At 64.5% G+C, this 24,863-nt stretch carries 21 protein-coding genes; 14 read left to right on the top strand and 7 right to left on the bottom strand.

Annotation, left to right across the window (positions count from 1 at the left end; genetic code table 11):
* Nucleotides 1-62: 62 nt before the first annotated feature.
* The 3 genes from U5768_RS10670 to U5768_RS10660 all read left to right on the top strand — a co-directional run bounded on the left by U5768_RS10670 (nt 63) and on the right by U5768_RS10660 (nt 2,742).
* Complete coding sequence (locus U5768_RS10670) at nt 63-1,454, top strand: nucleobase:cation symporter-2 family protein (RefSeq protein ID WP_322030347.1); 1,392 nt, start codon at nt 63-65, stop codon at nt 1,452-1,454.
* A 103-nt stretch (nt 1,455-1,557) separates the two neighbouring features.
* The gene (locus U5768_RS10665) at nt 1,558-2,148 is read left to right on the top strand and encodes an XRE family transcriptional regulator (protein WP_322030346.1); all 591 of its coding nucleotides are present in this window, start codon (nt 1,558-1,560) and stop codon (nt 2,146-2,148) included.
* Between the two features lie 45 nt (nt 2,149-2,193).
* Nucleotides 2,194-2,742, top strand: coding sequence for an N-acetyltransferase family protein (locus U5768_RS10660; protein WP_322030345.1), 549 nt, complete (start codon nt 2,194-2,196; stop codon nt 2,740-2,742).
* 618 nt (nt 2,743-3,360) lie between these two features.
* Here the strand turns inward: U5768_RS10660 and U5768_RS10655 are convergent.
* Nucleotides 3,361-5,646, bottom strand: coding sequence for an NADP-dependent malic enzyme (locus U5768_RS10655; protein WP_322030344.1), 2,286 nt, complete (start codon nt 5,644-5,646; stop codon nt 3,361-3,363).
* A 139-nt stretch (nt 5,647-5,785) separates the two neighbouring features.
* On the opposite strand from U5768_RS10655, the gene U5768_RS10650 reads away from it, so the two are divergent.
* Nucleotides 5,786-6,751 (top strand): LysR family transcriptional regulator, encoded by a 966-nt coding sequence (locus U5768_RS10650; RefSeq protein ID WP_322030343.1) that lies wholly within the window; start codon nt 5,786-5,788, stop codon nt 6,749-6,751.
* On the opposite strand, the gene U5768_RS10645 is transcribed toward U5768_RS10650, so the two are convergent.
* Both U5768_RS10645 and U5768_RS10640 read right to left on the bottom strand, forming a co-directional pair.
* Nucleotides 6,724-7,533 carry a DinB family protein gene (locus U5768_RS10645; protein WP_322030342.1) on the bottom strand — a complete coding sequence of 270 codons (810 nt, stop codon included), beginning with the start codon at nt 7,531-7,533 and terminating at the stop codon, nt 6,724-6,726. The two genes, U5768_RS10650 and U5768_RS10645, sit on opposite strands and share 28 nt — an antisense overlap.
* Nucleotides 7,534-7,604: 71 nt before the next feature.
* Entirely contained in the window at nt 7,605-8,927 is a 1,323-nt protein-coding gene (locus U5768_RS10640; protein ID WP_322030341.1) for an MFS transporter, read from the bottom strand.
* 293 nt (nt 8,928-9,220) lie between these two features.
* Here U5768_RS10640 and U5768_RS10635 point away from each other — a divergent pair, with 293 nt between their 5' ends.
* The 8 genes from U5768_RS10635 (at nt 9,221) to U5768_RS10600 (ending at nt 15,152) form a co-directional block, all read left to right on the top strand.
* Nucleotides 9,221-9,964 carry an IclR family transcriptional regulator gene (locus U5768_RS10635; protein ID WP_322030340.1) on the top strand — a complete coding sequence of 248 codons (744 nt, stop codon included), beginning with the start codon at nt 9,221-9,223 and terminating at the stop codon, nt 9,962-9,964.
* 72 nt (nt 9,965-10,036) lie between these two features.
* Nucleotides 10,037-11,089: a cyclase family protein gene (locus U5768_RS10630; protein ID WP_322030339.1), complete on the top strand. Its 1,053-nt coding sequence runs from the start codon at nt 10,037-10,039 to the stop codon at nt 11,087-11,089.
* A 46-nt stretch (nt 11,090-11,135) separates the two neighbouring features.
* Complete coding sequence (locus tag U5768_RS10625) at nt 11,136-11,837, top strand: SDR family oxidoreductase (protein ID WP_322030338.1); 702 nt, start codon at nt 11,136-11,138, stop codon at nt 11,835-11,837.
* A 2-nt stretch (nt 11,838-11,839) separates the two neighbouring features.
* The gene (locus U5768_RS10620; protein WP_322030337.1) at nt 11,840-12,820 is read left to right on the top strand and encodes a 3-hydroxyacyl-CoA dehydrogenase; all 981 of its coding nucleotides are present in this window, start codon (nt 11,840-11,842) and stop codon (nt 12,818-12,820) included.
* A 72-nt stretch (nt 12,821-12,892) separates the two neighbouring features.
* Nucleotides 12,893-14,224 (top strand): short-chain fatty acid transporter, encoded by a 1,332-nt coding sequence (locus tag U5768_RS10615; RefSeq protein ID WP_322030336.1) that lies wholly within the window; start codon nt 12,893-12,895, stop codon nt 14,222-14,224.
* Nucleotides 14,225-14,270: 46 nt separating this feature from the next.
* Entirely contained in the window at nt 14,271-14,555 is a 285-nt protein-coding gene (catC, locus tag U5768_RS10610) for a muconolactone Delta-isomerase (RefSeq protein WP_112169644.1), read from the top strand.
* 12 nt (nt 14,556-14,567) lie between these two features.
* Nucleotides 14,568-14,864 carry a YciI family protein gene (locus U5768_RS10605; RefSeq protein WP_322030335.1) on the top strand — a complete coding sequence of 99 codons (297 nt, stop codon included), beginning with the start codon at nt 14,568-14,570 and terminating at the stop codon, nt 14,862-14,864.
* A 111-nt stretch (nt 14,865-14,975) separates the two neighbouring features.
* The gene (locus U5768_RS10600; protein ID WP_322030334.1) at nt 14,976-15,152 is read left to right on the top strand and encodes a DUF1328 domain-containing protein; all 177 of its coding nucleotides are present in this window, start codon (nt 14,976-14,978) and stop codon (nt 15,150-15,152) included.
* 67 nt (nt 15,153-15,219) lie between these two features.
* Here U5768_RS10600 and U5768_RS10595 read toward each other — a convergent pair whose 3' ends face one another.
* Genes U5768_RS10595 through U5768_RS10585 form a run of 3 tightly spaced genes read right to left on the bottom strand, consistent with a single transcriptional unit; the run spans nt 15,220 to nt 19,972 of the window.
* Nucleotides 15,220-16,170, bottom strand: a complete 951-nt coding sequence (locus U5768_RS10595; RefSeq protein WP_322030333.1) for a dimethyl sulfoxide reductase anchor subunit family protein — start codon at nt 16,168-16,170, stop codon at nt 15,220-15,222.
* Nucleotides 16,171-17,046, bottom strand: a complete 876-nt coding sequence (locus U5768_RS10590; RefSeq protein ID WP_322030332.1) for a 4Fe-4S dicluster domain-containing protein — start codon at nt 17,044-17,046, stop codon at nt 16,171-16,173.
* 13 nt (nt 17,047-17,059) lie between these two features.
* Nucleotides 17,060-19,972 (bottom strand): molybdopterin oxidoreductase family protein, encoded by a 2,913-nt coding sequence (locus U5768_RS10585; RefSeq protein WP_322030331.1) that lies wholly within the window; start codon nt 19,970-19,972, stop codon nt 17,060-17,062.
* A 326-nt stretch (nt 19,973-20,298) separates the two neighbouring features.
* Between U5768_RS10585 and U5768_RS10580 the strand changes: the two genes are divergently transcribed.
* Entirely contained in the window at nt 20,299-21,978 is a 1,680-nt protein-coding gene (locus U5768_RS10580) for a metallophosphoesterase family protein (RefSeq protein ID WP_322030330.1), read from the top strand.
* A 36-nt stretch (nt 21,979-22,014) separates the two neighbouring features.
* On the opposite strand, the gene shc is transcribed toward U5768_RS10580, so the two are convergent.
* The gene (gene shc / locus U5768_RS10575; RefSeq protein WP_415913877.1) at nt 22,015-24,087 is read right to left on the bottom strand and encodes a squalene--hopene cyclase; all 2,073 of its coding nucleotides are present in this window, start codon (nt 24,085-24,087) and stop codon (nt 22,015-22,017) included.
* 64 nt (nt 24,088-24,151) lie between these two features.
* Between shc and U5768_RS10570 the strand changes: the two genes are divergently transcribed.
* Nucleotides 24,152-24,850, top strand: a complete 699-nt coding sequence (locus U5768_RS10570; RefSeq protein WP_322030329.1) for a TetR/AcrR family transcriptional regulator — start codon at nt 24,152-24,154, stop codon at nt 24,848-24,850.
* Nucleotides 24,851-24,863 lie beyond the last annotated feature (13 nt).

Below are 24,863 nucleotides of genomic sequence, written 5' to 3'. Positions count from 1 at the left end.
CCAGGGTTCCCCCTGAGCTTCCGTTAAAATGCTGCGCTTTCCCTGCTCATCCGCCGCTCCCGATGCCATCCGCCTCATCGACTACACGCGCCGCAACGCACGGCGCGGACGACACGCAAACCACCCACGACCTCGTCTACGGCCCCAACGACCGCCCCGCGCCGACCATCGCCTTCGTGGCCGCGCTCCAGCACTTGCTCGCGATCCTCGTGCCCATCGTCACGCCGGGCCTGCTGATCTGCCAGGCGCTGGGCGTTTCCAGCCGCGACACCACGCTGATCGTCTCGATGTCGCTCGTCATTTCCGGCATCGCCACGTTCCTGCAATGCAAGCGCGTCGGGCCGCTCGGCGCTGGCCTGCTCATCGTGCAGGGCACGAGCTTCAACTTCGTCGGGCCGCTCATCGCGGGCGGCAGCCTCATGGTCAAGCAGGGCACGCCGGTCGTTACCGTGATGGCCGCCATCTTCGGCGTCGTGATCGCGGGCTCGTTCGTCGAAATGGCCGTGTCGCGCATCCTGCCCTTCATCAAGCGCCTCATCACGCCGCTCGTCACGGGCATCGTCGTGCTGCTGATCGGCCTCACGCTCATCAAGGTCGGCCTCATCAGCATGGGCGGCGGCTACGGCGCCATCGCCAAGGGCAATTTCGCGAGCGTGCAGAACCTCACGCTCTCGGGCCTCGTGCTCGGCACCATCATCGTGCTCAACCGCGTGCCCATCGTCTGGGTGCGCAGCACGGCGCTCGTCATCGCGCTCGCCATCGGCTATATCGTTGCGGGCGCAATGGGCCGGCTCGACTTCACGGGCGCGCGCGAAGCTGCCCTGTTCCAGATTCCGACCCCGCTGCATTTCGGCCTCGGCTTTTCGTGGTCGCTCTTCGTGCCGATGCTGATCATCTACCTCGTGACCTCGCTCGAAGCGATCGGCGACGTCACCGCCACCAGCAAGGTCTCGAAAGAGCCCGTGGAAGGCCCCGTCTGGATGCGGCGCATCAAGGGCGGCGTGCTCGTGAACGGTTTCAATTCGCTGCTGGCCGGTTTCTTCAACACGTTCCCGAGTTCCGTGTTCGCGCAGAACAACGGCGTAATCCAGTTGACCGGCATCGCCAGCCGCCACGTGGGCCTCTGGATCGCGGGCATGCTCGTCGTGCTGGGCCTCTTCCCGCCCGTGGCCGGCGTGCTGCAGGCCGTGCCCGAACCCGTGCTGGGCGGCGCGGCCATGGTGATGTTCGGCGCGGTGGCCGCTTCGGGCATCAACATTCTCGCGGGCACCCGCCTCGACCGCCGCGCGCTGCTCATTATCGCGGTGTCGCTTGCGCTGGGCCTGGGCGTCTCGCAGGTGCCGGAGATTCTTGCTAGCCTCCCGCATGCGCTCAAGAACGTGCTGGAATCGGGCGTCGCGACGGGCGGCATCTGCGCGCTCGTGATGAACTGGTTCCTGCCGGAAAAGCAATAACCTTGCTGAGCGCCCGGCCCCTCATAGCGGGCCGCGCGCTTTTTTATTGACGCCAATTTCCAGGTTACTGGATAATAGCTCCATCATCTTGGAAACAAGCAAAATGGATAGCCCGACCGACGCCGGCATTAACGAGCGCATCGCCCGCTGCGTACGCGACCTGCGCGCCACGCGCGGTCTGACGCTGGACGCGCTGGCCACGCGCAGCGGCGTGAGCCGCTCGATGATCTCGATGATCGAGCGCGGCGCCGCCAGCCCCACCGCCGTGGTGCTCGAAAAGCTCGCGGCGGGGCTATCGGTTTCGATGGCGAGCCTTTTCGGCGCAGGCAGCGAGAGCGCGCCCGCCGATCCCCTCGCGCGCCGCGAACGGCAGGCACAGTGGCGCGACCCGCAATCGGGCTATACGCGCCGCAGCGTCTCCCCGCCCAACTGGCCTTCGCCGATCCAGCTTGTCGAAGTGGATTTCCCGGCCGGCGCACGCGTAGCCTATGAAACGGGCGGCCGCGAGAATGTGATTCACCAGCAAGTCTGGGTGCTCGAAGGACGCATCGACGTGGAGCTGGGCAGCGAACGGCATTCGCTTCATGCGGGCGATTGCCTCGCCATGCGGCTCGATCAGCCGCTGATCTTCAGCAATCCGGGCTCGCAGGCCGCGCGCTACGTCGTCGCCATTTGCGACTTAAGCGGAATTTGAGCGCGCTCCATGCACCTCACCCTTTTCAATTAAAGAGGATTCCCAATGAATTCGAACTCACGGAACGATGGCGTGCGCTTCATCGATTGCAACGAAGCGGACCATGCGTCGGCGATTCTCGAAATCCTCAACGACGCCATCGTCAACTCAACCGCGCTCTACGACTACAAGCCGCGGCCGCCCGAGGCGATGGCCACGTGGTTCGGCGCCAAGCGCGCGAACGGCTTTCCGGTGGTGGGCGCCGTCGACGAAGCCGGCACCCTGCTCGGCTTTGCGAGCTGGGGCACGTTTCGCGCGTTTCCCGCCAACAAGTACACGGTCGAACACAGCGTCTACGTGCATCGCGACCAGCGCGGCCGCGGGCTCGGAGAACGCCTGCTGCTCGAATTGATTCGCCGCGCCCGCGAGCAGCAGATTCACGTGCTCGTAGGCTGCATCGACGCCACCAACGCCGGCAGCATTGCCCTGCATACCAAGCTCGGGTTCACGCACTCCGGCACGATCAAGGAAGCGGGATTCAAGTTCGGACACTGGCTCGACGCCGCTTTCTACCAGCTTAATCTCGAGATGCCCGAACCGCCGGTGGATGGCTGAAGTTTGCACGGTCCGCGCGCTTCGAGGCGCACGCCTTACACGCGGCCCGCAGCCTCGCTGGACTGCGGTTGCGTGACCCGGCCTCTCGTGTGGCGCGCCGCGCCTGCCTGCGCACCACGACGAGCGCACAGCCTGTTGCCGCGAGCACGGCCACGCGAAACGCCGACGACTCGAAGGCGCGTTCCGGCACGTGCAGCAGCAGAATCGCTACGAACACGGCGGCTTGAATGACGAGCGCCGAAAGCGAAGCAACGAACAGGTACGCTTGCAGGCGATCGGGCGGCGGCTTCATGGGGCTGCACTCCAGAAAGTTGCGCGGCCAACGACAGGCAGTCTGACCGGTTTTATCCTGCGCCTCGCGAATGTCAGGCGCATGGCAACGCTGCGCAGGTGATGAGATCGTGCCTGCGGCTAGCTGAAGAGAACCTTAAGAATAAGCACCTGCGAGCAGGCCTTTTTCGTCGGACGATAATCCTTCGCTTACCTTACTAACCAGCGCCTTTCAACGTCTTTCGTCCAGCCTCCGTTCAAGCGCAAGCTTGAAATAAAAAACGCGCGAGAGCCGAAGCCATCGCGCGTTTGTCACCAGGACTCAACGCGTGCGTCCTGTCACTACATTTAGTCGCGGTTCGCCTGCAACACGGTCAGCGCGGCCATGTTGATGATGCGTCGCACCGTCGAACTGGACGTCAGCACGTTCACCGGCGCATTCACGCCGAGCAGGAACGGGCCCACCGCCACGTTGCTGCCCGCGCCCGTCTTGAGCAGGTTATAGGCGATGTTGCCCGAGTCCACGTTCGGGCACACGAGCAGGTTCGCCGCGCCCTTGAGCTTCGAATGCGGCAGGATACGCAGGCGCAGTGCCTCGTCCAGCGCGCAGTCGCCATGCATTTCCCCGTCGATTTCCAGATCGGGATTCTTCTGCGTCACGAGCTTGAGCACTTCGCGCATCTTCGTGCCCGAAGCCGAACTGCCCGAGCCGAAGTTCGAACGCGAGAGCAATGCGACCTTCGGCTGCAGATTCAGCCATTCCATCTGACGCGCCGCCGCCAGCGTGAATTCGGCGATCTGCTCGGCGTTCGGGTTGTCGTTCACGTGCGTGTCGACGATCGCGACCGTGCGCTTGTCGAGCAGCAGGATGTTCATCGCCGCATACGTATTCGCATTGGGATGCATGCCGATGGCTTCGTCAACGAAGCGCAGGTGGTCGTGATACGCGCCCACCGTGCCGCACACCATGCCGTCCGCGTCGCCCAGGCGCACCATCATCGCGCCGATCAGCGTGAGGCGGCGGCGCATTTCCACGCGCGCCATTTCCTTCGAAATGCCGTCGCGGCAGCGCAGTTCCCAATACGTCGTCCAGTATTGATGGAATCGTTCGTCGTACTCAGGGTTCGTGACTTCCACGTCTTCGCCGAGCTTCAGGCGCAGGCCGAACTTCTCGATGCGGGCAAGCAGCACTTCGGGGCGGCCGATCAGGATCGGACGCGCGAGCTTCTCGTCGACGATCACCTGCACCGCGCGCAGCACGCGCTCTTCCTCGCCTTCGGCGAACACGATGCGCGACTTGCCGCCGTCACGCACGAACTGTTTCGCGGCCGCGAAAATCGGCTTCATGAACGCGCCCGAGTGATACACGAACTGCTGAAGCTCGTTCGTATAGGCGCTGAAATCGTCGATGGGACGCGTAGCCACGCCGTCTTCCATCGCGGCCTTCGCCACAGCCGGCGCGATGCGCACGATGAGACGCGAATCGAACGGCTTCGGAATCAGATACTTCGGGCCGAAACGCAAATCGTATGCGCCATAGGCGGCCGCGACCGAATCGTTCAGCTCTTCTTCCGCGAGCTTGGCGATCGCGTGCACCGCCGCGATTTCCATGTTGCGCGTGATGGTCGTTGCGCCCACATCGAGTGCGCCGCGGAAAATATACGGGAAGCACAGTACGTTGTTGACCTGGTTCGGGAAGTCCGAACGGCCCGTGGCGATCACCGCGTCCGGGCGCGCTTCGAGCGCGACCTCGGGGAAGATTTCCGGCGTGGGGTTGGCGAGCGCGAGAATGAGCGGCTTGTCGGCCATCTTCCTGACCATTTCGGCCTTGAGCACGCCGCCCGCCGAAAGACCGAGGAACACGTCCGCGCCTTCGATCACCTCGGAAAGCGAACGCGCGGAGGTGTCCTGCGCGAAGCGTTCCTTGTCCGGGTCCATGAGCGTGGTGCGGCCTTGATAGACCACGCCGTCGATGTCGGTCACCCAGATGTTCTTGAGCGGCAGGCCCAGATCCACCATGAGGTCCAGACACGCGAGCGCCGCCGCGCCCGCGCCCGAGGTCACGACCTTGACCTTCGTAATGTCCTTGCCGATCACTTTCAGGCCATTCATGAACGCGGCCGAAACGGTGATGGCGGTGCCGTGCTGATCGTCGTGGAAGACCGGAATCTTCATGCGCTCGCGCAGCTTGCGCTCGACCGTGAAGCAGTCGGGGGCCTTGATGTCTTCCAGATTGATGCCGCCGAACGTGGCTTCGAGGCTCGCAATGATGTCCACGAGCTTGTCCGGGTCGCTTTCGGTCACTTCGATGTCGAACACGTCGATGCCCGCGAACTTCTTGAACAGCACCGCCTTGCCTTCCATGACCGGCTTGGAGGCCAGCGCGCCGATGTTGCCGAGACCGAGCACGGCCGTGCCGTTCGTGATCACGCCCACCAGGTTGCCGCGAGCGGTGTAGCGGAACGAGTTCTGCGGATCGGCGACGATCTCCTCGCAGGCCACGGCCACGCCCGGCGTATAGGCGAGCGCGAGGTCGCGCTGGGTGACGAGCGGCTTGCTGGCCGTCACCGAAATCTTGCCCGGGGTGGGAAATTCGTGATATTCCAGAGCGGCCTGACGATCGGTCTTGTTCATGTTCCTCACTCGATTTGGATGTGCCGGCTCGCTGGCGCGGCCCGGCGTGTTCGAATGAGGCGATTCTAGAGAGCCCTCATAACGTGCCCATTTTGATTTAGTATGGGGCCATCATTTTTTGGTAATACCCTGGGGAATCGTGTCTTTCAGCATCGACGACGTGACGAGGCGGTTGAATACGCGCCTGAAAATGCGCCATCTGGTTCTGCTCCTGCAGATCCGCCAGCACGGGTCGCTCACGCGCGTGGCGGAACACATGGCGACGAGCCAGCCCGCCGTCACGAACGCGCTCGCTGAAATGGAGAGCATGTTCGGCGCGCCGCTGTTCGACCGTACGCCGCGCGGCATGACGCCCACGGCGCTCGGCAACGTGGTGCTCGCGCGCGCGCAGGCCATGCTGCACGACCTCGACCACCTTGCGCGCGACATCGAAGCCGTGGTGGCCGGCCATGCCACGCGCGTGCACGTGGGCGTCATTCCGTTCATCTCGGGGCGCACGCTCGCGGCGGCCATTCGCCTCACGCAGTCGCGGCTGCCGCAACGCGTCACCATGACGATTCACGAAGGCACGAGCGACGCGCTCCTGCCGCAGCTTCGCGACCATACGCTCGATATCGTGATCGGGCGCGCCTCATCGGCGGTCGATGTCTCGCAGTTGCGCTTCGAGGTGCTGCATCAGCAAAAGCCGCGGCTCATCGCGAGCCGGCGCCTGGCGGCGCGCCTTGCGCGCGGCAAGCTCGACTGGGAAAAACTGGTCGAGCTGGACTGGATACTGGGCGCGCCGCACACGCCTATCCGCGAGCAGATTTCCGATCTGTTCCTGCACGCGGGCGTGGCGCCGCCCGTGCCTATCGTGGAGAGCTATACGTCGCGGCTGATCGGCGAGATGATCAGCACGAACGAGAACGCCGTGTCGATCGTGCCCGCCGATATCGCCGAGGAACTCGTGCACTTCGCGGGCGTGGCCATCGTGCCGTACACGCTCGACTGGACGCTGCCGCCCGTTGCGATGTTCACGCGCGCGGGAGCGCTGCGCGACGTCGACGCCACCTTCGGGCAGTCGCTGCGCGAGTGGTATCAGGAGGCGGAAAAGGCGCGCGGGTGAGCCTTTTCCTGCAACTCGCTTTCGAGTTCTTCCAGTTCGAGGCCGTGCGTGCGATCGTGGTCGAGCAGTTCGCGCACGAGTTCTTCGAGCGTCATGCGCCGTACGCCGTCGCGCAGCCCGCAGCGCAATCTTTGTTCGGGCGTGAGGCGTTTGAGCGAAGCGCAAAGACGGCGCCGCCCTTCGCTGAATTCGCCCATCGCGGCGACGAGATCCTGGCGCAGATATTCGCGTTCTTCAGCGAGCGCCGTGCCGTTCACGGAGGCGATTTCCGGAAGCTGGATCTTGCGCACGACGCTGAATCGTTCCGCGAAAACGGCGTCCAGATCGCGTAGGTGGCAGGCGTGCTCGAGCAACGAAAAACCCGTGCCATGCGGGCGGCGCACCCACAGGTTCATGGGCACGCGCTTGACGAGCGCCGCAAAGCGGTCCGGCATGGCGGCAAGCGCTTCGATCACCGCTTCAAACGACAAGACGACCGGCTGCGCGCTGAACACCGCGCCGTAGCTGAAAAGCGCGCCGCTCACACGGCCGCGCGCCTGCGCGACTTCGTGGCCGTGGCGGCGCATGACCTCCGCCACCAGCGCGCCGCAGTACTGGCGCGCAGTGGCGTCCTCGCCGATTTCCGGAAACTTCTGCGCGATTTCCTCGGCCACCGCCGCAATTGCGGCCATGCCGACGCGGGAAAGCACGGCGTACTCCATGTAGCGCCCAGGCGCGTCGATCAAGGCTTCCAGCTGGCTGGCGAGCGGCGTGGCCTTGAAACGGTCGAAGCGTGAATGCACATTGCCTCCTAATGGATCAAATCGTAACGTATCAAAACGATACGTTACGATTCACGGCAATGCAAGCGATATCACACCCGCGCCGTCACCGCCCTCTGCGCCTGAAGCGCGCCCTCGCCCTGCATGCGGGCCACCAGCATCAGCGCGCAAACCAGCGTGATGAGCACGTGCGCCACGCCCAGCGCCACCACAGAAAGAATGCTGCCCGTGGCGCTCAGCAGGTACTGGCCGAGAATCGGCGTCGTGCCTGCGAACACCATCCCGCAAATCTGGTAAGCGAGCGAAATGCCGGTGTAACGCACCTGCGCCGGGAAAGCTTTCGCGAGCATGCCCGCCATGGCCGCGTAGTAGAGCGAATGCGGAATCGAGGCGAGCGCCATGCCGATCATCGCGAGCTTCACGGAGCCGGTGGCGATCATCGAGAACATCAGCGGCAGCGCGACGATCTCGGGCACGAGCATGTAGATGATCGCCTTCTTGAGGTCCATCTTCGTGGCGAGCACCGCGCCGAACGGTTGCACGATCAACTGCACGACAATCGCAAACGTGATGACGCTCAGGAACTGCGTGCGGTCGAAGCCGATCGAGGTCACGGCCCACGACAGTGCGAACGTGGTCTTGAAGTACGTGGCCGACAGCGCGATCACGCAGGCCCCCACGCCCATCGCCACGAGCGCCTTGTGATCGCGCAGCACTTCGGCAATCGGCAGCTTCGCCACTTTGTTCTTCGCCTGCAGCTCCTTCATGGCCGGCGACTCGTCCACGCTCATGCGAATGAAAAGCCCCACGGCCACCAGCGCCGCCGACATCAGGAACGGCACGCGCCAGCCCCAGGTCATGAACTGGTGATCGGGCAGCATGGAAATCACGAGAAACGCTACCGTGGCGAGCAGATTGCCCGCGGGCGAGCCCTGCTGCGCGAACGCCGAATAGAAAATTTCCTTGCCCTTGGGCGCATGTTCCGAGGAAAGCACGACCGCGCCGCCCCATTCGCCGCCCATCGCAATGCCCTGCGTGAGGCGCAGCAAGATGAGCAGCACCGGCGCGAGCACGCCCACCTGGCTGTACGTGGGCAGCAGGCCCATGAGCGTCGTGCAGCCGCCCATCAGCATGAGCGTGACGATCAGCGTTTTCTTGCGGCCCACCTTGTCGCCGAGATGGCCGAACACGATGCCGCCAATCGGACGCGCGAGGAAGCCGACCCAGAACGAGGCGAAGGCCGCCAGCGTGCCGATCAGCGCATTCGTCGAGGGGAAAAAGAGCTTGCCGAGCACAAGCGCGGCCGCCGTGCTGTACGCGTAAAAGTCGTACCACTCGATCGTCGTGCCGACGAACGACGCAATGCCCGCCTTGCGAGCCTGACGATGCTGGGTGTCGAGAGAGGTTGCTGCCAAGGGACGTCTCCAGATTTCGATTTCGAGCGGCGGTTTCCCAAGCGAAACGCGCCGTTTTTTCCGGAAGTTTTCCGCGTGAAAGGCGATTCGCCCAAACGTTCGCTTTGCGAACCACCTTTCATTTAGCGAACAAAGCGCCGGAAGGTGCGGACTATGGAACGGTCGTTCATTAGCGTCAACCAAGGGATAACCCTCATCGCGGCCGCCGCCCGAGCGCACCGCGATTGCGGCGATTTAGGTGTTTACCCGTAACCATATTGTCAGGCTGTTATCGGTATGCCGATAATGCTCTCATGGATGTGAAAACTGCAGTGCGCGTCTTCGACGTGATCAACCTCTTTGCCGAAGTCAGGCAACCGATGATCTACAGCGAGATTGCGCGTCGAACCGAGATCCCGCTGTCGAGCTGCCACGCGCTGTTGCAGACGATGGTGGCCAAAGGCTATCTGTACGCGCCGGGCGTGAAGGCGGGCTACTACCCCACGCAGCGTCTGTTGCACGTAGCGCGCGACATCTGCAGCGAGGACCCGCTCACGCTGATGTTCCAGCCGCTGCTTTCCGCGTTGCGCGACGCCACCGGCGAAACCGCCGCGCTCGCCACGCTCGCGGGCAACCGCGTGGTCTATCTCGACGTGATGGAATCGCGCCAGAAGATCCGCTACAGCGACGAGCCGGGCGGCTTCATGACCATCGCGAGCGCGGCCGGCAAGGCGCTGCTCGGCGCGCTCGATCCGGCCGCGCGCAGCAAACTGCTCGACAGTTTCGCGCCGCAATTGCACGCGGCCAGCGGCGAGGTCATCGACCGCGCCGCATTCGAGCACGAGGTCGAGCAAGGCGTGGCGCACGGATGGCATCGATCGACGGGCGAAAGCGTGGAGGACGTAGCGGGCCTTGCGCGCGGTTTCCTGATTCACGGCGAGGCGTTTGCGCTCGTCATCGGCGCGCCCAAGGCGCGGCTTTTCAAGAACGAGCAGAACGCCGTGAAAGCGCTGCTCGAGGTGTACGCACAAATTCCGCCAACGCTGCTCGCCGCCTGAACGCATCAGGCTATCGATGTCGCTGCGCGCAAGCATGGAACAAGCGCGGAATTCCTGAAGTGGAGGTAAAGCATGCGTTGGAAGAACCGGCCTGAAGGCTCGAACTGGGGCGAATTCGGTCCCGACGATCAATTGGGCCGCCCCAATCTCATCGGCGCGGAGCAGGTGCTCAAGGGCGCGCAGGAAATTCGCGCGGGGCTCACGTTCACGCTCTCGCTGCCGCTCGACTTTCCCGGCGACAGCAAGCTCAACGTGCGCCGCCATCCGCCCGTGCTGCGCCCGACCTTCCGCGATGGCCTGCCCTATGTGAACTTTCCGTTCGCGCGCAACGAAGCGGGCGCGACCGACGTCGTGAGCGACGACCAGGTGCTCCTCTCGCTGCAATATTCGACGCAGTGGGATTCGCTCGCGCACGTGGGCGCGCGCTTCGACGCCAACGGCGACGGCGTGGCCGAGAGCGTGTACTACAACGGCTATCGCGCGAACGTGGACGTGGTGGGCCCGATGGAATATCGCGCGGTAGACAACTTCGCGCCCCACGCGTGCGGCGGCGAGCATAGCCACGCCGACGTGCTCGGCATCGAGCATCTTGCCGTGAAGGGCATGCAGGGCCGCGGCGTGCTGATCGATCTGGCCGCGCATTTTGGCCGCGAATTGCGCACCGTAGGCTACGACGATCTGATGCGCGTGATCGAGGCGGACCGCGTGGAAGTCGAGCGCGGCGACATGCTCGTGTTGCGCACCGGCTTCGCGGAGATGGTGCTCGACATGAACCGCCAACCCGACGAAGCCGTGTTGTCGAGCCACTGCAGCGCACTCGACGGGCGCGACGAACGCCTGCTCCAGTGGATCACCGATTCGGGCATCGCCGCGCTCGCGGCCGACAACTACGCCGTCGAACGCTATCCCGCGCGCGCGCCCGCCTCGCCTGGCGAGCACCCGCTCATGCCGCTGCATCACCACTGTCTCTTCAAGCTCGGCCTGCCGCTGGGCGAGCTTTGGTATTTGCGCGATCTCGCATTGTGGCTGCGCGAGCACGGGCGTTCGCGTTTCATGCTCACCGCGCCGCCGCTGCGCCTGCCGGGCGCGATGGGGTCGCCCGTCACGCCGGTCGCGACGGTTTGACGAACCCATTCGCAATCCTCTGCTTTATTCGCAATCCTGAGAAAACATGGCTAAAGAACGAGTTCTGATTACGGGCGGCGCGGCAGGCATCGGCGCCGCGTGCGCCGCGCGCTGCGAGGCCGACGGCTACGAAGCGGTCGTGATCGACCGCGTGGGCGACGGCATCGTCGCCGATCTTTCGGATACCCAGGCAACCGCGGCGGCGCTGGCCCGCGCGCTGGAAGGCGGCCCCATCACGCGCCTCATCAACAACGTGGGCGTGGTTGTGCCCAACGACGCCGAGCACCAGTCGCTCGAAGAACTCGAACGCGCCTGGGCGCTCAACGTGCGCTGCGCGCAGCAGTGCATGCAGGCTCTGTTGCCCGGCATGAAGGCCGCGGGCTTCGGGCGCATCGTCAACATGTCGTCGCGCGCCGCGCTCGGCAAGGAACTGCGCACGGCCTATTCGGCCACCAAGGCCGCGCTTATCGGCATGACGCGCGTATGGGCGCTCGAACTCGGCGCGTTCGGCGTGACCGCGAACGCCATCGGCCCGGGCCCGATCCGCACCGAACTGTTCGATCGCGCCAATCCGCCCGGCGCACCGCGCACCGAAGCGATCATCAATGCCGTGCCCGTGAAGCGCGTCGGCACGCCCGACGACGTCGCGCACGCGGCCTCGTATCTGCTCGACGCGCGCAGCGGCTTCGTGACCGGCCAGGTGCTCTACGTGTGCGGCGGCATGACCGTCGGCGTCGCGGGAGTCTGACGATGGCGGCCCTCGAAACGCTCACGCAAGCAGTCAAACCTCGCCGCGCGGGCATCGTGGGTGCGGGCAGCATCGGCGTGGCGTTTGCGATCTGCTTCGCGCGGGCTGGCTGGCGCGTGCGTCTTTACGATCCCGACGCCGCGCGCCGCGCCGCCGCGCCCGCTGAAATCGCACAACGCTTGGGCGATCTCACGCAATACGCCCTGCTCGACGAAAGCGCGAGCGAGATCGCCGCGCGCGTCGCGATTGTCGATACGCTCGAAGCTGCCGCGCTCGAAGCCGATCTCGTACAGGAATGCGCGCCCGAGCGCGCCGAACTCAAGCGCGAGATCTTCGCGCAGCTCGACCGCGCCGCGCCGCTCGAAGCGATACTCGCGAGCGCTTCGTCGTTTCTCGCGGCTTCGAAATTCGTCGACGAGACGCTGCCGGGCCGCGCCCGATGCCTCGTCGCGCATCCCGGCAATCCGCCCTACCTCGTGCCCGTGATCGAGGTCGTGCCCGCGCCCTTCACCTCCGAAGCCGCTTCCGCACGCGCGATCGCGCTCTACGCCGAAGCGGGCATGAAGCCCGTGCGCGTGAAGCACGAAGTGGAAGGCTTCATCTTCAACCGGCTGCAAGGCGCCGTGCTGCGCGAAGCGTATTGCCTCGTGCGCGACGGCGTGGCGTCGGTGGAAGACATCGACACCGTGATGCGCGAAGGTCTCGGCCCGCGCTGGTCCGTGATCGGCCCGTTCGAAACCGTCGATCTGAACACGCGCGGCGGCATTGCCTCGCATGCGCAGAAGATGGGCCCATCGTACGCGCGCATGGGCGCCGAGCGCGGCCAGCACGACCCGTGGACGCCCGAACTCGTCGCGCAGGTCGAAGCGGCCAGACGCGCGGCGCTGCCGCTCGAACAATGGGACGAGCGTGTGGGCTGGCGCGACCGCCAGCTCATGCATCTCGCCCGCCATCGCAAGACCCTGCACCACGACGACTCATAAGCGCCTCGAATGCGCGCGCCGCAAGACGCGAAGAGACCCGACAACTATTACGATTCAGACAGAGACAAATCCATGCAGAAAGTCACCGCTTTCTTTACCGAGCTGATGCGTCGGTATTTGCCCGACCCGTTCGTGTTCGCGATCGGCCTCACGCTGCTCACGATGGCGCTTGCCGTGATCGTGCAGGGACAAGCCGTCACGGCGCTCACCACGAGCTGGGGCAAGGGCTTCTGGGCGCTGCTCGCGTTCACCACGCAAATGGCGGTGATTCTCGCGATGGGCTATGTGCTGGCGACGGCGCCGCTCACCGACCGCTTTCTCAATCGCGTGGTCGCGCGCGTGAACGATCCGCGCATGGCGATCATCGTCGCGACGCTGGTGGGCGGCATCGGCAGCTATCTGAACTGGGGCTTCGGCCTCGTGGTGGGCGGGATCGTCGCGCGCAAGCTCGCGCTGCGCGTGAAGGGCGTGCACTATCCGCTCATCATCGCTTCGGCGTATAGCGGCTTTACGCTTTACGGCCTCGGCCTTTCGGCGAGCATTCCCGTACTGATCTCGACGAAGGGGCATCCGCTAGAAGCCCAGATGGGCGTTATTCCGCTCTCCGAAACGATTTTTTCGCCCACCATGCTCATCACGAGCCTCGTGACCATTATCACGCTGCCGCTCCTGAACGCATGGCTGCACCCGAAGCCCGGTCAGCCGATCAAGGAAATCGACCGCGCGCAGGAAGACAAGCAGCAGAAGGCGGCCGCACTCGGCGTGGATCTCGACGAAGGCAATACGCTCGCCAACCGGCTGAACAACAGCCGCATTCTGAGCTATGTGATCGGCCTGATCGGCATGGGCTATGTCGCGCTGCACTTCGTGCAGGGCGGCTCGATCGACCTGAACCTCATCAACTTCTTCATTCTGTTTCTCGGCATCCTGCTGCTCGGCACGCCGATCCGCTATGTGGAGAAGCTCAACGAAGGCATTCGCACCATTAGCGGCATCATTCTGCAGTACCCGTTCTACGCGGGCATCATGGCGATCATGGCGTCTTCGGGGCTCGTCAATACGTTATCCGAAGCATTTGTGAAGGTCGCCACGCCCGGCACGCTGCCGTTCTGGGGCTTGATCAGTTCGTTCGTCATCAACTTCTTCGCGCCTTCGGGCGGCGGCCACTGGGTCATTCAAGGGCCTTTCATGATCGAGGCGGCAAAGACTATCGGCGCTTCCGTGGGCCATACCTCGACGGCCGTCATGCTCGGCAACGCGTGGAACGATCTCGTGCAGCCGTTCTGGATCCTGCCGGCCCTCGCGCTTTCGAAGCTCAAACTCAAGGACATCATGGGCTATACGGTCATCATGATGTTCTGGATCGGCATCGTGTATTCGGTTGCGATTCTCGCCTGGGGCTGAGCGGCCCGATATCACCTTGAACCCGTACCTTTAACGGAGACCATTCATGCTGTATCTCGTGCATATGCAGGTGCAGATTCCGCACGGCACCGACGCCGCGTTCGCCGACGCCCTGAAGGCCGAAGAAAAAGCGTTCTCGCAGAAGCTGCAACGGGAAGGCAAATGGCGCCACCTGTGGCGCGTGGCCGGCGAATACGCTAATTACAGCGTGTTCGACGTCGAATCGAACGACGAACTCCATACGCTGCTTTCCGCGTTGCCGCTTTTCCCGTTCATGAAGGTCAGCGTGACGCCGCTCGCGCAACATCCGTCGGCCATCGCCCCCAACTAAGAGAAACGCACCATGCCTTTTCTGATCGAAACATTCGACAAGCCCGGTCACGCCGACGTGCGCACGCGCGAGCGCGACGCGCATCTGGAATTTCTCGCGAGCAACAAGGAACTGCTGCTCGCCTGCGGCGCGAAGCTCAACGACGACGGCAGCAGCGCGGGCGGCGGTATCTATATCGTCGACCTCGAAACCCGCGAGGAAGCCGAGCGCTTCATCGCGCAGGACCCGTTCACGCATGCCGGGCTGTTCGAAAGCGTGAAGATCGTTCGCTGGCGCAAGGCGTATCTCGGCGGAACCTCGTACCTGTAAATCGCCCGCGCTCGTGCCGCCGGGCACGCTGATTGCTGGGCAGATGCGCTGTTAGTTCATCAAGCAGCGCAGCCCACGTGGCCGCGCCTTCACGCGAGGAGGAAATCGACCATGTTGAAGATGGCCCTGTTCTTTGCGGTGATCGCTATCATCGCGGCTCTGTTTGGCTTTACGGGTGTTGCGGCCGGCGCAGCCGCGATTGCGAAGGTCCTGTTCTTTATTTTTGTTGTGCTGTGCGTGGTGTTCCTTGTGATCGGGTTCGTGGTCGCGAAAAAAGTAGTCGATTGACGGTGCAGCAAGCCACGGCAAACCCCGCGCGGGGCATCGGCTAACGCCGCCGATGCCCCGACTCCGATCAAGCGGCGCGTTGGTAATACAGGTTCTGCGGATGACGCGCCTGCGCGAAAAAGAACCAGCGCTCCGCCACGAGCCCCGCGTACTGAACGAGGCACGCCGCAACGAGCAGCGCGGCACTCTCCGTATGCAACGCCAACGCTAGCAGCACCAGCGGCACGACGAACGCGCCCGCGAGAAATCCCCATTTAATCCACTGCATCGCCGCGTCGGACTGGCCGTGAAAGAACTCGCGCAAGTTGAAGGCGCCTGCGGTAAAACCGCGCGAAATCTGCGTGACTTTCGCAGCCTGAATGCCCGTGGCGCTTTGCAATGTGGAGCGCGGATGCAACCTTCGATTGCGCGCGAGCGCGGCGACGCGGCCCACGCAAGCGGCCACGATCAGCGCGACTGCCGCAATGCCGAGGCCCGGCACGATGCCGGGCGCGAGCCACGCCGCGCTCGCCGTTGCGATCGTAAAGCCCGACGCGCAGCCAAGCAGCACGAAATTCAGCAGCGTGAGCGGCGTGGCCCACTCCTGAAGAAAACGCAGGCACGCATAAATCATGGCCGTGCAGACAAAAAGGCACGCGCTCGCCAACACCGCCACCGCGCCGACGGCGAGCGACCACGACGCGTGCATCCAGTGCGCGAGGCCATAGAGGAAAGTCGTCGCGAGAAACGCGGGCAGTGCGAGACATTCGCGCGAAAGCCACGAAGTGCGCCACATGGCGATGGCGCGCCACGCGCGCTCCGGGTGCCCGAGGTGAAAAAACGAAGCCAGTAGCCCCAGCGCACCCAGCGTCAACGCGAGCGCCGCGCCGCAAACATAGAACCCGGGTGTCACGAATTGCCACGCCGTCCATTCGGGATGCAGCCGCGAAAGCCACTCCACGCCAAACAGCGCGATCAGCAGACCTTGTCCCGCACCTGAAAGCGTGGTCAGAAAAACAACGGAAAATGCCGGTCTCATTCAAATCTCCCCGGTCGCTACGGGCCGTGCGCGCCCGAACAGCGACTTCACGCGCGTCGCCAGCGCCGCCAGATTGAGCTTGCCCGAATCCGCATGATCCACGGCCCGTTTATCGCGCGACACGGCCGGCGCGCCGCGCTGGGTCGCGAGACTCACGAGGTCGATCGGCTTGCCAGCATCGAGCGTGTTTGCCGGCGATGCCGCCGATGCGCCGCCGCCGCACTCGCACGAACCGCTGCCACATCCACTTGCGCCGCTCGCGGTCTTTACGCGCGGCAGGTAGTGATTCGACGGCTTCGTGTCCCACTCCGGCATCAACTGATACCCGCCTCGCGCGCGAATCGCTTTCGACGCCTCCGACTCGGGGTCGTGAATATCGCCGAAAATGCGCGCCGATGTCGGGCACGCGAGCACGCAAGCGGGCTTGCGGTCGCGCTCGGGAAGCGCCTCGTTATAGATGCGGTCCGCGCACAGCGTGCACTTGGTCATCTCCTTGCGCGCTTCGTCCAGTTCGCGCGCGCCATAAGGGCAGGCCCATGCGCAATACTTGCAGCCAATACACTTGTCGTAGTCGACGAGCACGAGCCCGTCTTCCTTGCGCTTGAAACTCGCCCCGGTGGGACAGACCGGCACGCACGGCGGGTCTTCGCAGTGCAGGCACGATTTCGGAAAGTGGATGGTGTCCGAATCCGGGAACTCCCCGGCTTCGTAGGTTTGCACGCGGTTGAAGAAGGTGCCGGACGGATCGGCGTCGTAGGGGCGCACATCCGAAAGGCTGCCCGCTTGCCCCGAGGTATTCCATTCCTTGCAACTCGTCACGCACGCGTGGCACCCCACACAGACGTTCAGGTCGATCACCAACGCCATTTGCGTCATTTCGGAGTCCTCCTTACTTGCCTGTGACGGCGTTGCGCAGCCGAGCGGCGAATTTGCCGCCGCCCGCGAAATACGCCTGAATCCGGCCCACGGTTACGGTCGAACCCGGCAACGGCTGCATCGGCGCGAACTGCGGCAGCGTTCGGTCGGCATCGGCCTCCGCCGGGTACACGCGCACGCGCACGTCGTACCACGCGGCCTGCCCCGTCACAGGGTCCGAGTTCGACACGCGCCGGTCAGCGCCGAAAGGCAGTTCTTCGGTAATCAGGTGATTGAGCAGGAAACCGTGCTGCGACTCGTTGGCATGGGGGCCGAGATTCCATGCGCCCGCGGCCTTGCCGATGGCGTTCCACGTCCACACGGTGCCGGGCTCGACCGCCTCGCTGTAGCGCGCCATGCAGCGCACCTTGCCCCACTGCGATTCGACGTAGATCCAGCCGCCGTCTTCGATGCCGTTTTCCCGCGCCATACGCGGATTCACGTACAGGTAATTCTCGCCGTGTATCTGCCGCAGCCACGCGTTTTGGGAGTCCCATGAGTGGTACATCGCCATGGGGCGCTGCGTGACCGCCGCTAGCGGGAAGCGTTCGAGATCCGTTGCCGCGAGTTCCAGCGGCGCGTACCAGAAAGGCAGCGGATCGAAATAACGCTCCACGCGCGCGCGCAAATGCTCGGGCGGCTGGCGCGCATCGGTCTTGCTCTGTGCGGCGAGGCGAAACTTCTGCATGACATCCGAATAGAGTTGAATCAGGATGGGTTCTGCGAATTTACGGAATCCCTTCTCCACGGCGAATTGCAGATACGGCCCATTTACGCCCCGCATGTACTGAAGTTCTTCAGGCAGCGTGTAATGGAACACGCAGTTATTCTTTGCGTATTGCTCCCACTGATCGGGATTGGGCTCGCCCACGAGCGCCTTGTCGCCGTTCTTGCCGCGCCAGCCAATCAAAAAGCCGACACCGGAATCCGGCGCGGTCTGGAAGTTGACGATGAAGTCCGGATAATCCTTGTATTTGCGCTTGCCTTCGGCGGTAGTGAATGCCGGCAACTTCAGGCGGCCGCCCAGTTCGACGAGCACTTCCTGGAACGGTCGGCATTCGCCCGTGCGTTCGAGCACCGGCACGCGCACGGAATCCACCGGTCCGTCGAATTCGGAAATCGGCCGGTCGAGCATCGACATCGCATCGTGCCGTTCCAGGTAAGTCGTATCGGGCAGAATCAGGTCGGCGAATGCCGTCATCTCCGACTGGAACGCGTCGCACACTACGAGAAACGGAATCTTGTACTCGCCGTCCGGTCCGCGGTCGGTCAGCATCTTGCGGACCTCGCTCGTATTCATCGAGGAATTCCATGCCATGTTGGCCATGAAGATCAGCAAGGTGTCGATGGGGTACGGGTCGCCTCGCCACGCGTTGGTGATGACGTTGTGCATCAAGCCGTGCACGGCAAGCGGATATTCCCACGAGAAGGCCTTGTCGATGCGCACCGGCTCGCCCGCTTCGTCCACGAAGAGATCGCCCGGCGCCGCGGGCCAGCCGAGCGGGCCGGCCGCGAGCGGCGTATTGGGCTTGACATCGTCAGGACTGCTGGGCGGTTTGGCCGATGGCGGCACCGCGCGCGGATACGGCGATTTGTGGCGAAAGCCGCCGGGCCGGTCGATCGTGCCGAGCAGCGACATCAGGACGGCGAGCGCGCGGATCGACTGAAAGCCGTTCGAATGCGCGGCGAGTCCCCGCATGGCATGAAACGCGATGGGGTTGCCCGTTACGCTCTCGTGCTTCACGCCCCAGGCGTCCGTCCACGGAACCGGCAGCGTGATCTTGTGGTCGCGCGCCGTTTGCGCCATCTCGCGCGCAAGGCGGCGGATCGTTTCGGCCGCGATGCCCGTGATTTCCTGCGCCCATTCGGGCGTCGTGTCCTTGAAGCGCTCGCGCAGCAGCGCGAAGGAAGGCGCCACGGGCGTGCCGTCGTCCAGCACGTAGCGGCCGTCGAGCGCGGGCTGCGCGCCCGGCGCGTGATGCTGTACGGCCTTGCCCGTGTTCTCGTCCCACCACAGGTGGTTTTGCGGGAACAGCGGGTTGCCCACGGGGAGACCGGCATCCTTCACGAACAGGCCGAACGTATCGCTCTGCGCGCGCATGTCCAGCAGTTCGCCCGCGTTGGTGAAGCGCTTGACGAATTCGTGGTCGTACGCGTCGGCCTCGATCAACTCGTGAATCAGCGCCATGAACAGCGCGCCGTCCGTGCCTGGACGAATGGGCACCCATTCGTCGGCAATGGCCGCGTAGCCGGTGCGAATCGGGTTGATCGCAATGAAACGGCCGCCCGCGCGCTTGAACTTCGAAATGGCGATCTTGAGCGGATTCGAGTGGTGATCTTCCGCCGTGCCGATCATGATGAAAAGTTTCGCGCGGTCGAGGTCCGGGCCGCCGAACTCCCAGAACGAACCGCCGATCGTGTAGATCATGCCCGCGGCCATGTTCGCCGAGCAAAAGCCGCCGTGCGCGGCGTAGTTAGGCGTGCCGAACTGTTTCGCGAAGAGGCCAGTGAGCGCCTGCATCTGGTCGCGGCCCGTAAAGAGCGCGAATTTTTTGGGGTCGGTTGCACGCAGATGGGCGAGGCGCTTTTCCAGCGTTTCGAGCGCCACGTCCCACGAAACGGGCTCGAACTGCGCTTCGCCGCGCTCGGCGCCCTGCTTGCGCATGAGCGGCTGCGTGAGGCGCGCGGGCGAATACTGCTTCATGATTCCTGACGAACCTTTCGCGCAGATTACCCCCTGGTTCAGCGGATGTTCCGGGTTGCCGTCGATATAACGGACTTCCCCTTCCCGCAGATGCACGCGAATGCCGCAGCGGCACGCGCACATATAGCAGGTCGTGGTCTTGATTTCGAGCTTTTCGTCTTGAGTTCGGGCGCCGTGGTCCACTGAAGGCCTCCATTACGACGGACGGGTGTCCGGCAACCGCCTTGGCACGCCATCCATGCGTTTGAAATGGTAGGCCTATGTGATTGAGTCCTCCACTTTGCATTGCGGATACCAGTCATCATCAAATCCGATAGTTTTTCGAAGGCTCCGGCAAGTTCGGTGGCGCGGCCCGTTGCGCTGCGTAAAATAAGGGCGATGTCATCGCTACGTCATGCGGGCGCGCCATCGTTGCGCGGACACTCACCGTGCGATGCTCGCTCCCGCGCGCGCCGGTCATGCGAGTCCGCTAGCGCTGGCTTCGCCCACTGCTCGCAAGGCGAGACGACATGACAAAAAAAGACATCCCCGAGAATGCATCCACCGAAAGCGGCGCCAGTGTCTCGCGCCGCGGCTTCCTCAAGCTTGCGGGCGCTTCCGGCTTCGCGAGCGCGGCCAGCGCTTTCGCGGGCAGCGCGAAAGCCGGCGCCGCCGCGCCCGACGGCACGCCCGAGCAGATCCACCTCACCTGGGGCGAAGACCCGGCGCGCGAAGTCGTCGTGTCGTGGGCGTCGCTCGCTTCGTCCACGAATCCGCGCGTCGTCTACAGCGCCGATCGCGGCAAGCGCGAAACGGTTCACGCCATCCAGCGCACGTATACCGACGGCCTCACGGGCGTCGTCGTGTTCACGTATCACGCGCGGCTGCGCGGCCTGGAACCGGCCACGACCTACCGCTACGAAGTCACCGCCGATAACGACAGCCACGCGGGCAACCCGTTTGGTTCGAGCTTCACCACGGCGCCGCGCGGGCGTGCAAGGTTCCGCTTCACGAGCTACGGCGACCTCGCCACGCCGAACACAGGCTGGGTGCTGTCGTCGCCGCAAAGCCGCTTCGCCGTGGAGGCCGTCGAGCGTTTCCAGCCGCTCTTTCATCTGATTAATGGCGACCTTTGCTACGCGAACCTGAATCCCGCGCACCAGACCGATGTATGGCGCGACTTCGGCAACAACAATCAGACTTCGTCGGCGAACCGTCCGTGGATGCCGTGCCCCGGCAATCACGAAATCGAGTTCTGCAACGGCCCGCAAGGTCTGAGTTCCTATCTCACGCGCTATACGCTGCCCGATAACGGCACGCATTTCCCGGGCCGCTGGTACAGCTTTCGCGTGAGCAACGTACTGTTCGTCTCGCTCGATGCCGACGACGTGGTCTATCAGGATTCCGCCGCTTTCGTGGGCGGCCCCGCGCCGCTCGTGCCGGCCGCAAGCACGGGCAACGCGCCCATCGCGCCGGGCACGTCGTTTTACGTGCGCGGCTACAGCAACGGCGTGCAGACGCACTGGCTCGAACAAACGCTGAAGCAGGCAAAGGACGACGACGACATCGACTGGATCGTGGTGCAGATGCATCAGGACGCGCTCAGTTCGTCGAAAACGGGCAACGGCTCCGACAAGGGCATACGCGAGGCGTGGCTGCCCTTGTTCGACCGCTATGGGGTGGACCTCGTGCTGTGCGGCCACGATCACGACTACGAGCGCAGCTACCCGGTGCGCGGCTGCAATCGTCACGCGGGCATCGATGCGAAAACGGGCGCGAGCGTCGACACGCTTCAACCGCGTCCCGTCGCGCACGATCAAGGTGCCGGCAACACCTTCGACACGAGCCACGGCACGATTCACCTGATCCTGGGCGGCGGGGGCACGAGCGCGCCGCTCGACGTCTATGGCGTGGACGCCGGCAACGGCTATCCGCAGGCCCAGGTGTTCACGAAGGCCAACCGTCCGGTGCCGGGCGCGACAGCGGGCACCTTCGCGCGCCCCATCGCCGATGCGCTCGAAGACGCGATCTGGTCGGCGCAGCGCGACACCGGCACGGGCTACGGCATCGCGGTGTTCGACGTCGATCCCGGCACGCCCGGCGGCAAGACGATGATCACGATGAACTACTATCACGCGCCGGGCGCCGATCGAACGCCGACCGCAAATTATGAGTTGTTCGAAACGATTACGTTGGAAAAGTCGCGTTAAAGCGACCACGCGGGGCGCATGCGCCCCGCTTCGAAATCAGTCCGCCAGCGCGGCTTCTTCCACTTCGCGCACGGCGACTTCGCTCGCGTGCGGATTCGCACTCGCACTCGCCGCCAGCCGCCGATACCGTGACAGCGCCCACAGCGGAAAATACGCTGTATACCCGTGATACTTGAGGTAGTAAATACGCGGGAATCCCGGCGCATTATGGGAGCGATGCCACCAGAATCCATCGTCCTGCTGCACGGATAGCAGATACGCCACGCCGCGCCGAACCGATTCGGATTCCCAATCACCGAACGCCATTTGCGCGAGCAGCGCCCACGCGGTGAAGTTCGACGCGCTTTCGCCGCCGTTGGTGCCGGCAAGGCGCGGGTCGATATAGCTGTCGTTGGTCTCGCCCCAGCCGCCATCGGCGTGCTGGCGCGCGCGCAGCCAAGCGAGCGCGCGTGCGATGTACGGCTGCCCCGGGTCCTCGCCCGCGAGCGCGAGACCCGCGAGCACGCTCCACGTGCCGTAAATGTAGTTGGTGCCCCAGCGGCCCCACCAACTGCCATCCGGTTGCTGCGTGGCCTTCACATATTCGATGGCGCGCGCGAGCGCCGCCTTGTCCTCGGCGCGGCCCGTCACGCCGAAGCACAGGAGCACGCGGCCCGATACGTCTTCGGTTGGCGGGTCGAGCAACGCGCCGTGATCGGCAAAGGGAATCGCGTTCAGATAGAGGCGGTCGCAATCGGCGTCGAAAGCCGCGAAGCCGCCGTTGCGCGATTGCAGACCGCGCATCCAGTCGAGCGCTCGCGTCACACGCGCGGCGTAGGGGTCCACGCCCGTTTCGCGCGCATGCGACCGGCCGCGACGATGGAGCATGGCAGCGACAACAGCGGTGTCGTCGATGTCGGGGTAGTACGGGTTCTCGTACTGGAAGGCCCAACCGCCGGGAGGCGTGTCGGGCTGCGCGTTCTCGATCCAGTCGCCGCGCACGTCGTCCACCTGACGCCGGGCGAGCCAGTCGTACGCACGCGTAATACGCTGCTGCAATTCCTGGTCGCTGAACGCCGCCGACGCCGGATCGGCGGGCACGACCCAGCGCGCCTGTTCGAGCGCCATCGTGCTCCACGCCGTGTCCCATACCGGCGAGAGACAAGGCTGGCAATACATGCTGCCGTCCGGCCGCTCGACGAGCAGCTTCTCAAGCGCATTCTCGCAATCGCGGCGCAGCGGATGATCTTCAGGATACCCAAGCACCTGCATCATCTGATAGCTGTAGACGACAGGCGGAAAGATGCCGCCCATGCCGTCCTCGCCGTTCATGCGCTCGGCGCACCAGGCCTCGGCGTGTTTCATCGCGCGCTGGCGCAGCGCGCGCGGCAGCAACGGTTCGACGCGGCGCAGCACGCGGTCGGCCGCGAGAAAGAGCCGGCGAATGCCCTTGCCGCGTGGGAAGTATTCGCGCTCTTCCTCGGGCGGCGTAACGAACAACTCGGCAATCGATACATCGTGCGGATTCGCGGCGCGCGCCTTCAGCGAGCAGAGCGCGAGCAGCGGCACCATGGTCGTGCGCGCCCAGTACGCGACCTTGTACATCGAGATGGGCACCCACTTCGGGAACAGCACGAATTCGACCGGCATGAACGGCGTGGCGCGCCACGGCACCTGCCCGAAGGTCGCGAGCAGAATGCGCGTGAACACGTTCGACCTGGCCGCGCCGCCGAGCTTCAAAATGGTTTCCCGCGCGCGCGCCATGTGCGGCGCGTTCGCCGGATCGCCCGCCGCCTTCAGCGCGAAGTACGCCTTCACGCTGCACGAGACGTCGGGCGCGCCATCCACGTAAAGGTCCCACGCGCCATGCGTTTGCAGGCGCTGGATGTCGCGCAGATAGCGCGCCATCTTCTCCTGGCGCACCCCGTCGATCTTGCCCATGAAATGCATCATGAGGATGTATTCGGCGGTGATCGTGGCGTCCGATTCGAGTTCGAAGCACCAGCTTCCATCGGCATCCTGCCGTCGCACGAGCGCTTCGCGGCCGCGAACGATCGAGGCTTCGAGCGCCGCCATGCCGGCAGCCGTTGAAGCGGCTGATGCAGTAAAGGGCGGGTTGGAATTTTTCATCGGCGGATCATACCATCCGTACGGAATGTTTAGCCGGGAAGGCTGCAATGGTATGATCGCCGCCATGAAAAACACCTCCGTCAAGGCGCCCGCGCGCGCGACACGGCGCGGCGCGAAGGTGGCAGAAGCAGCGGTGGAAGCGGCGGCCGACGCGGCACCCCCTGCCTCCGGCACGCGCCGCAAGAAAGCCCCGGCCCAGGTGCGCGCGCAGTTGCTCCAGGCGGCTTCCGATATCGCCACCGATCAGGGCGTGCCCGCCGTCACGCTCGACGCCGTGGCCGAGCGCGCGGGCGTGACCAAGGGCGCGCTGCAATATCATTTCGCCAACAAGCAGGGCTTGCTCGACGCCCTTTTCGAGCAGACGCTCACGCGCTTCGAGCAGCAGATGCACACGCGCATCGAAGAAGGCGTGGCGCAAGGCACGCCGAAGCACGGCGCCGCCGCGCGCGCCTATCTGCACACCACGATCGACGAAACGAGCCCCGCCGCCAGCACCAACGTGCTGCGCGTGCTCGTGGCCGCGATGATGACCGACCCCGCGATTCGCGAGCGTTACGCGGCGCCCATGCGCAAGTGGACGCGTCCCGACCCGCTGCCGCTCGAAAACGCCGCTCGCCTGATGATCTGCCGGCTTGCGGCGGACGGCCTCTGGATCTCCGACCTGCTCGGCTACCAGAACATGCCGCCGCGCCTGCGCGCAGAAGTGGTGCGCCAGTTGGAGCAACTGGCTTTGCCGGAAGACCGGGGCCAGGGAACACCCTGAGCGTCGCGCATCG

It is taken from the genome of Paraburkholderia sp. J76 (assembly GCF_905220295.1).
GTDB lineage: Bacteria > Pseudomonadota > Gammaproteobacteria > Burkholderiales > Burkholderiaceae > Paraburkholderia.
Note: the sequence above shows the minus strand (reverse complement) of the source record. Positions and strands in the feature narration are given on the sequence as shown.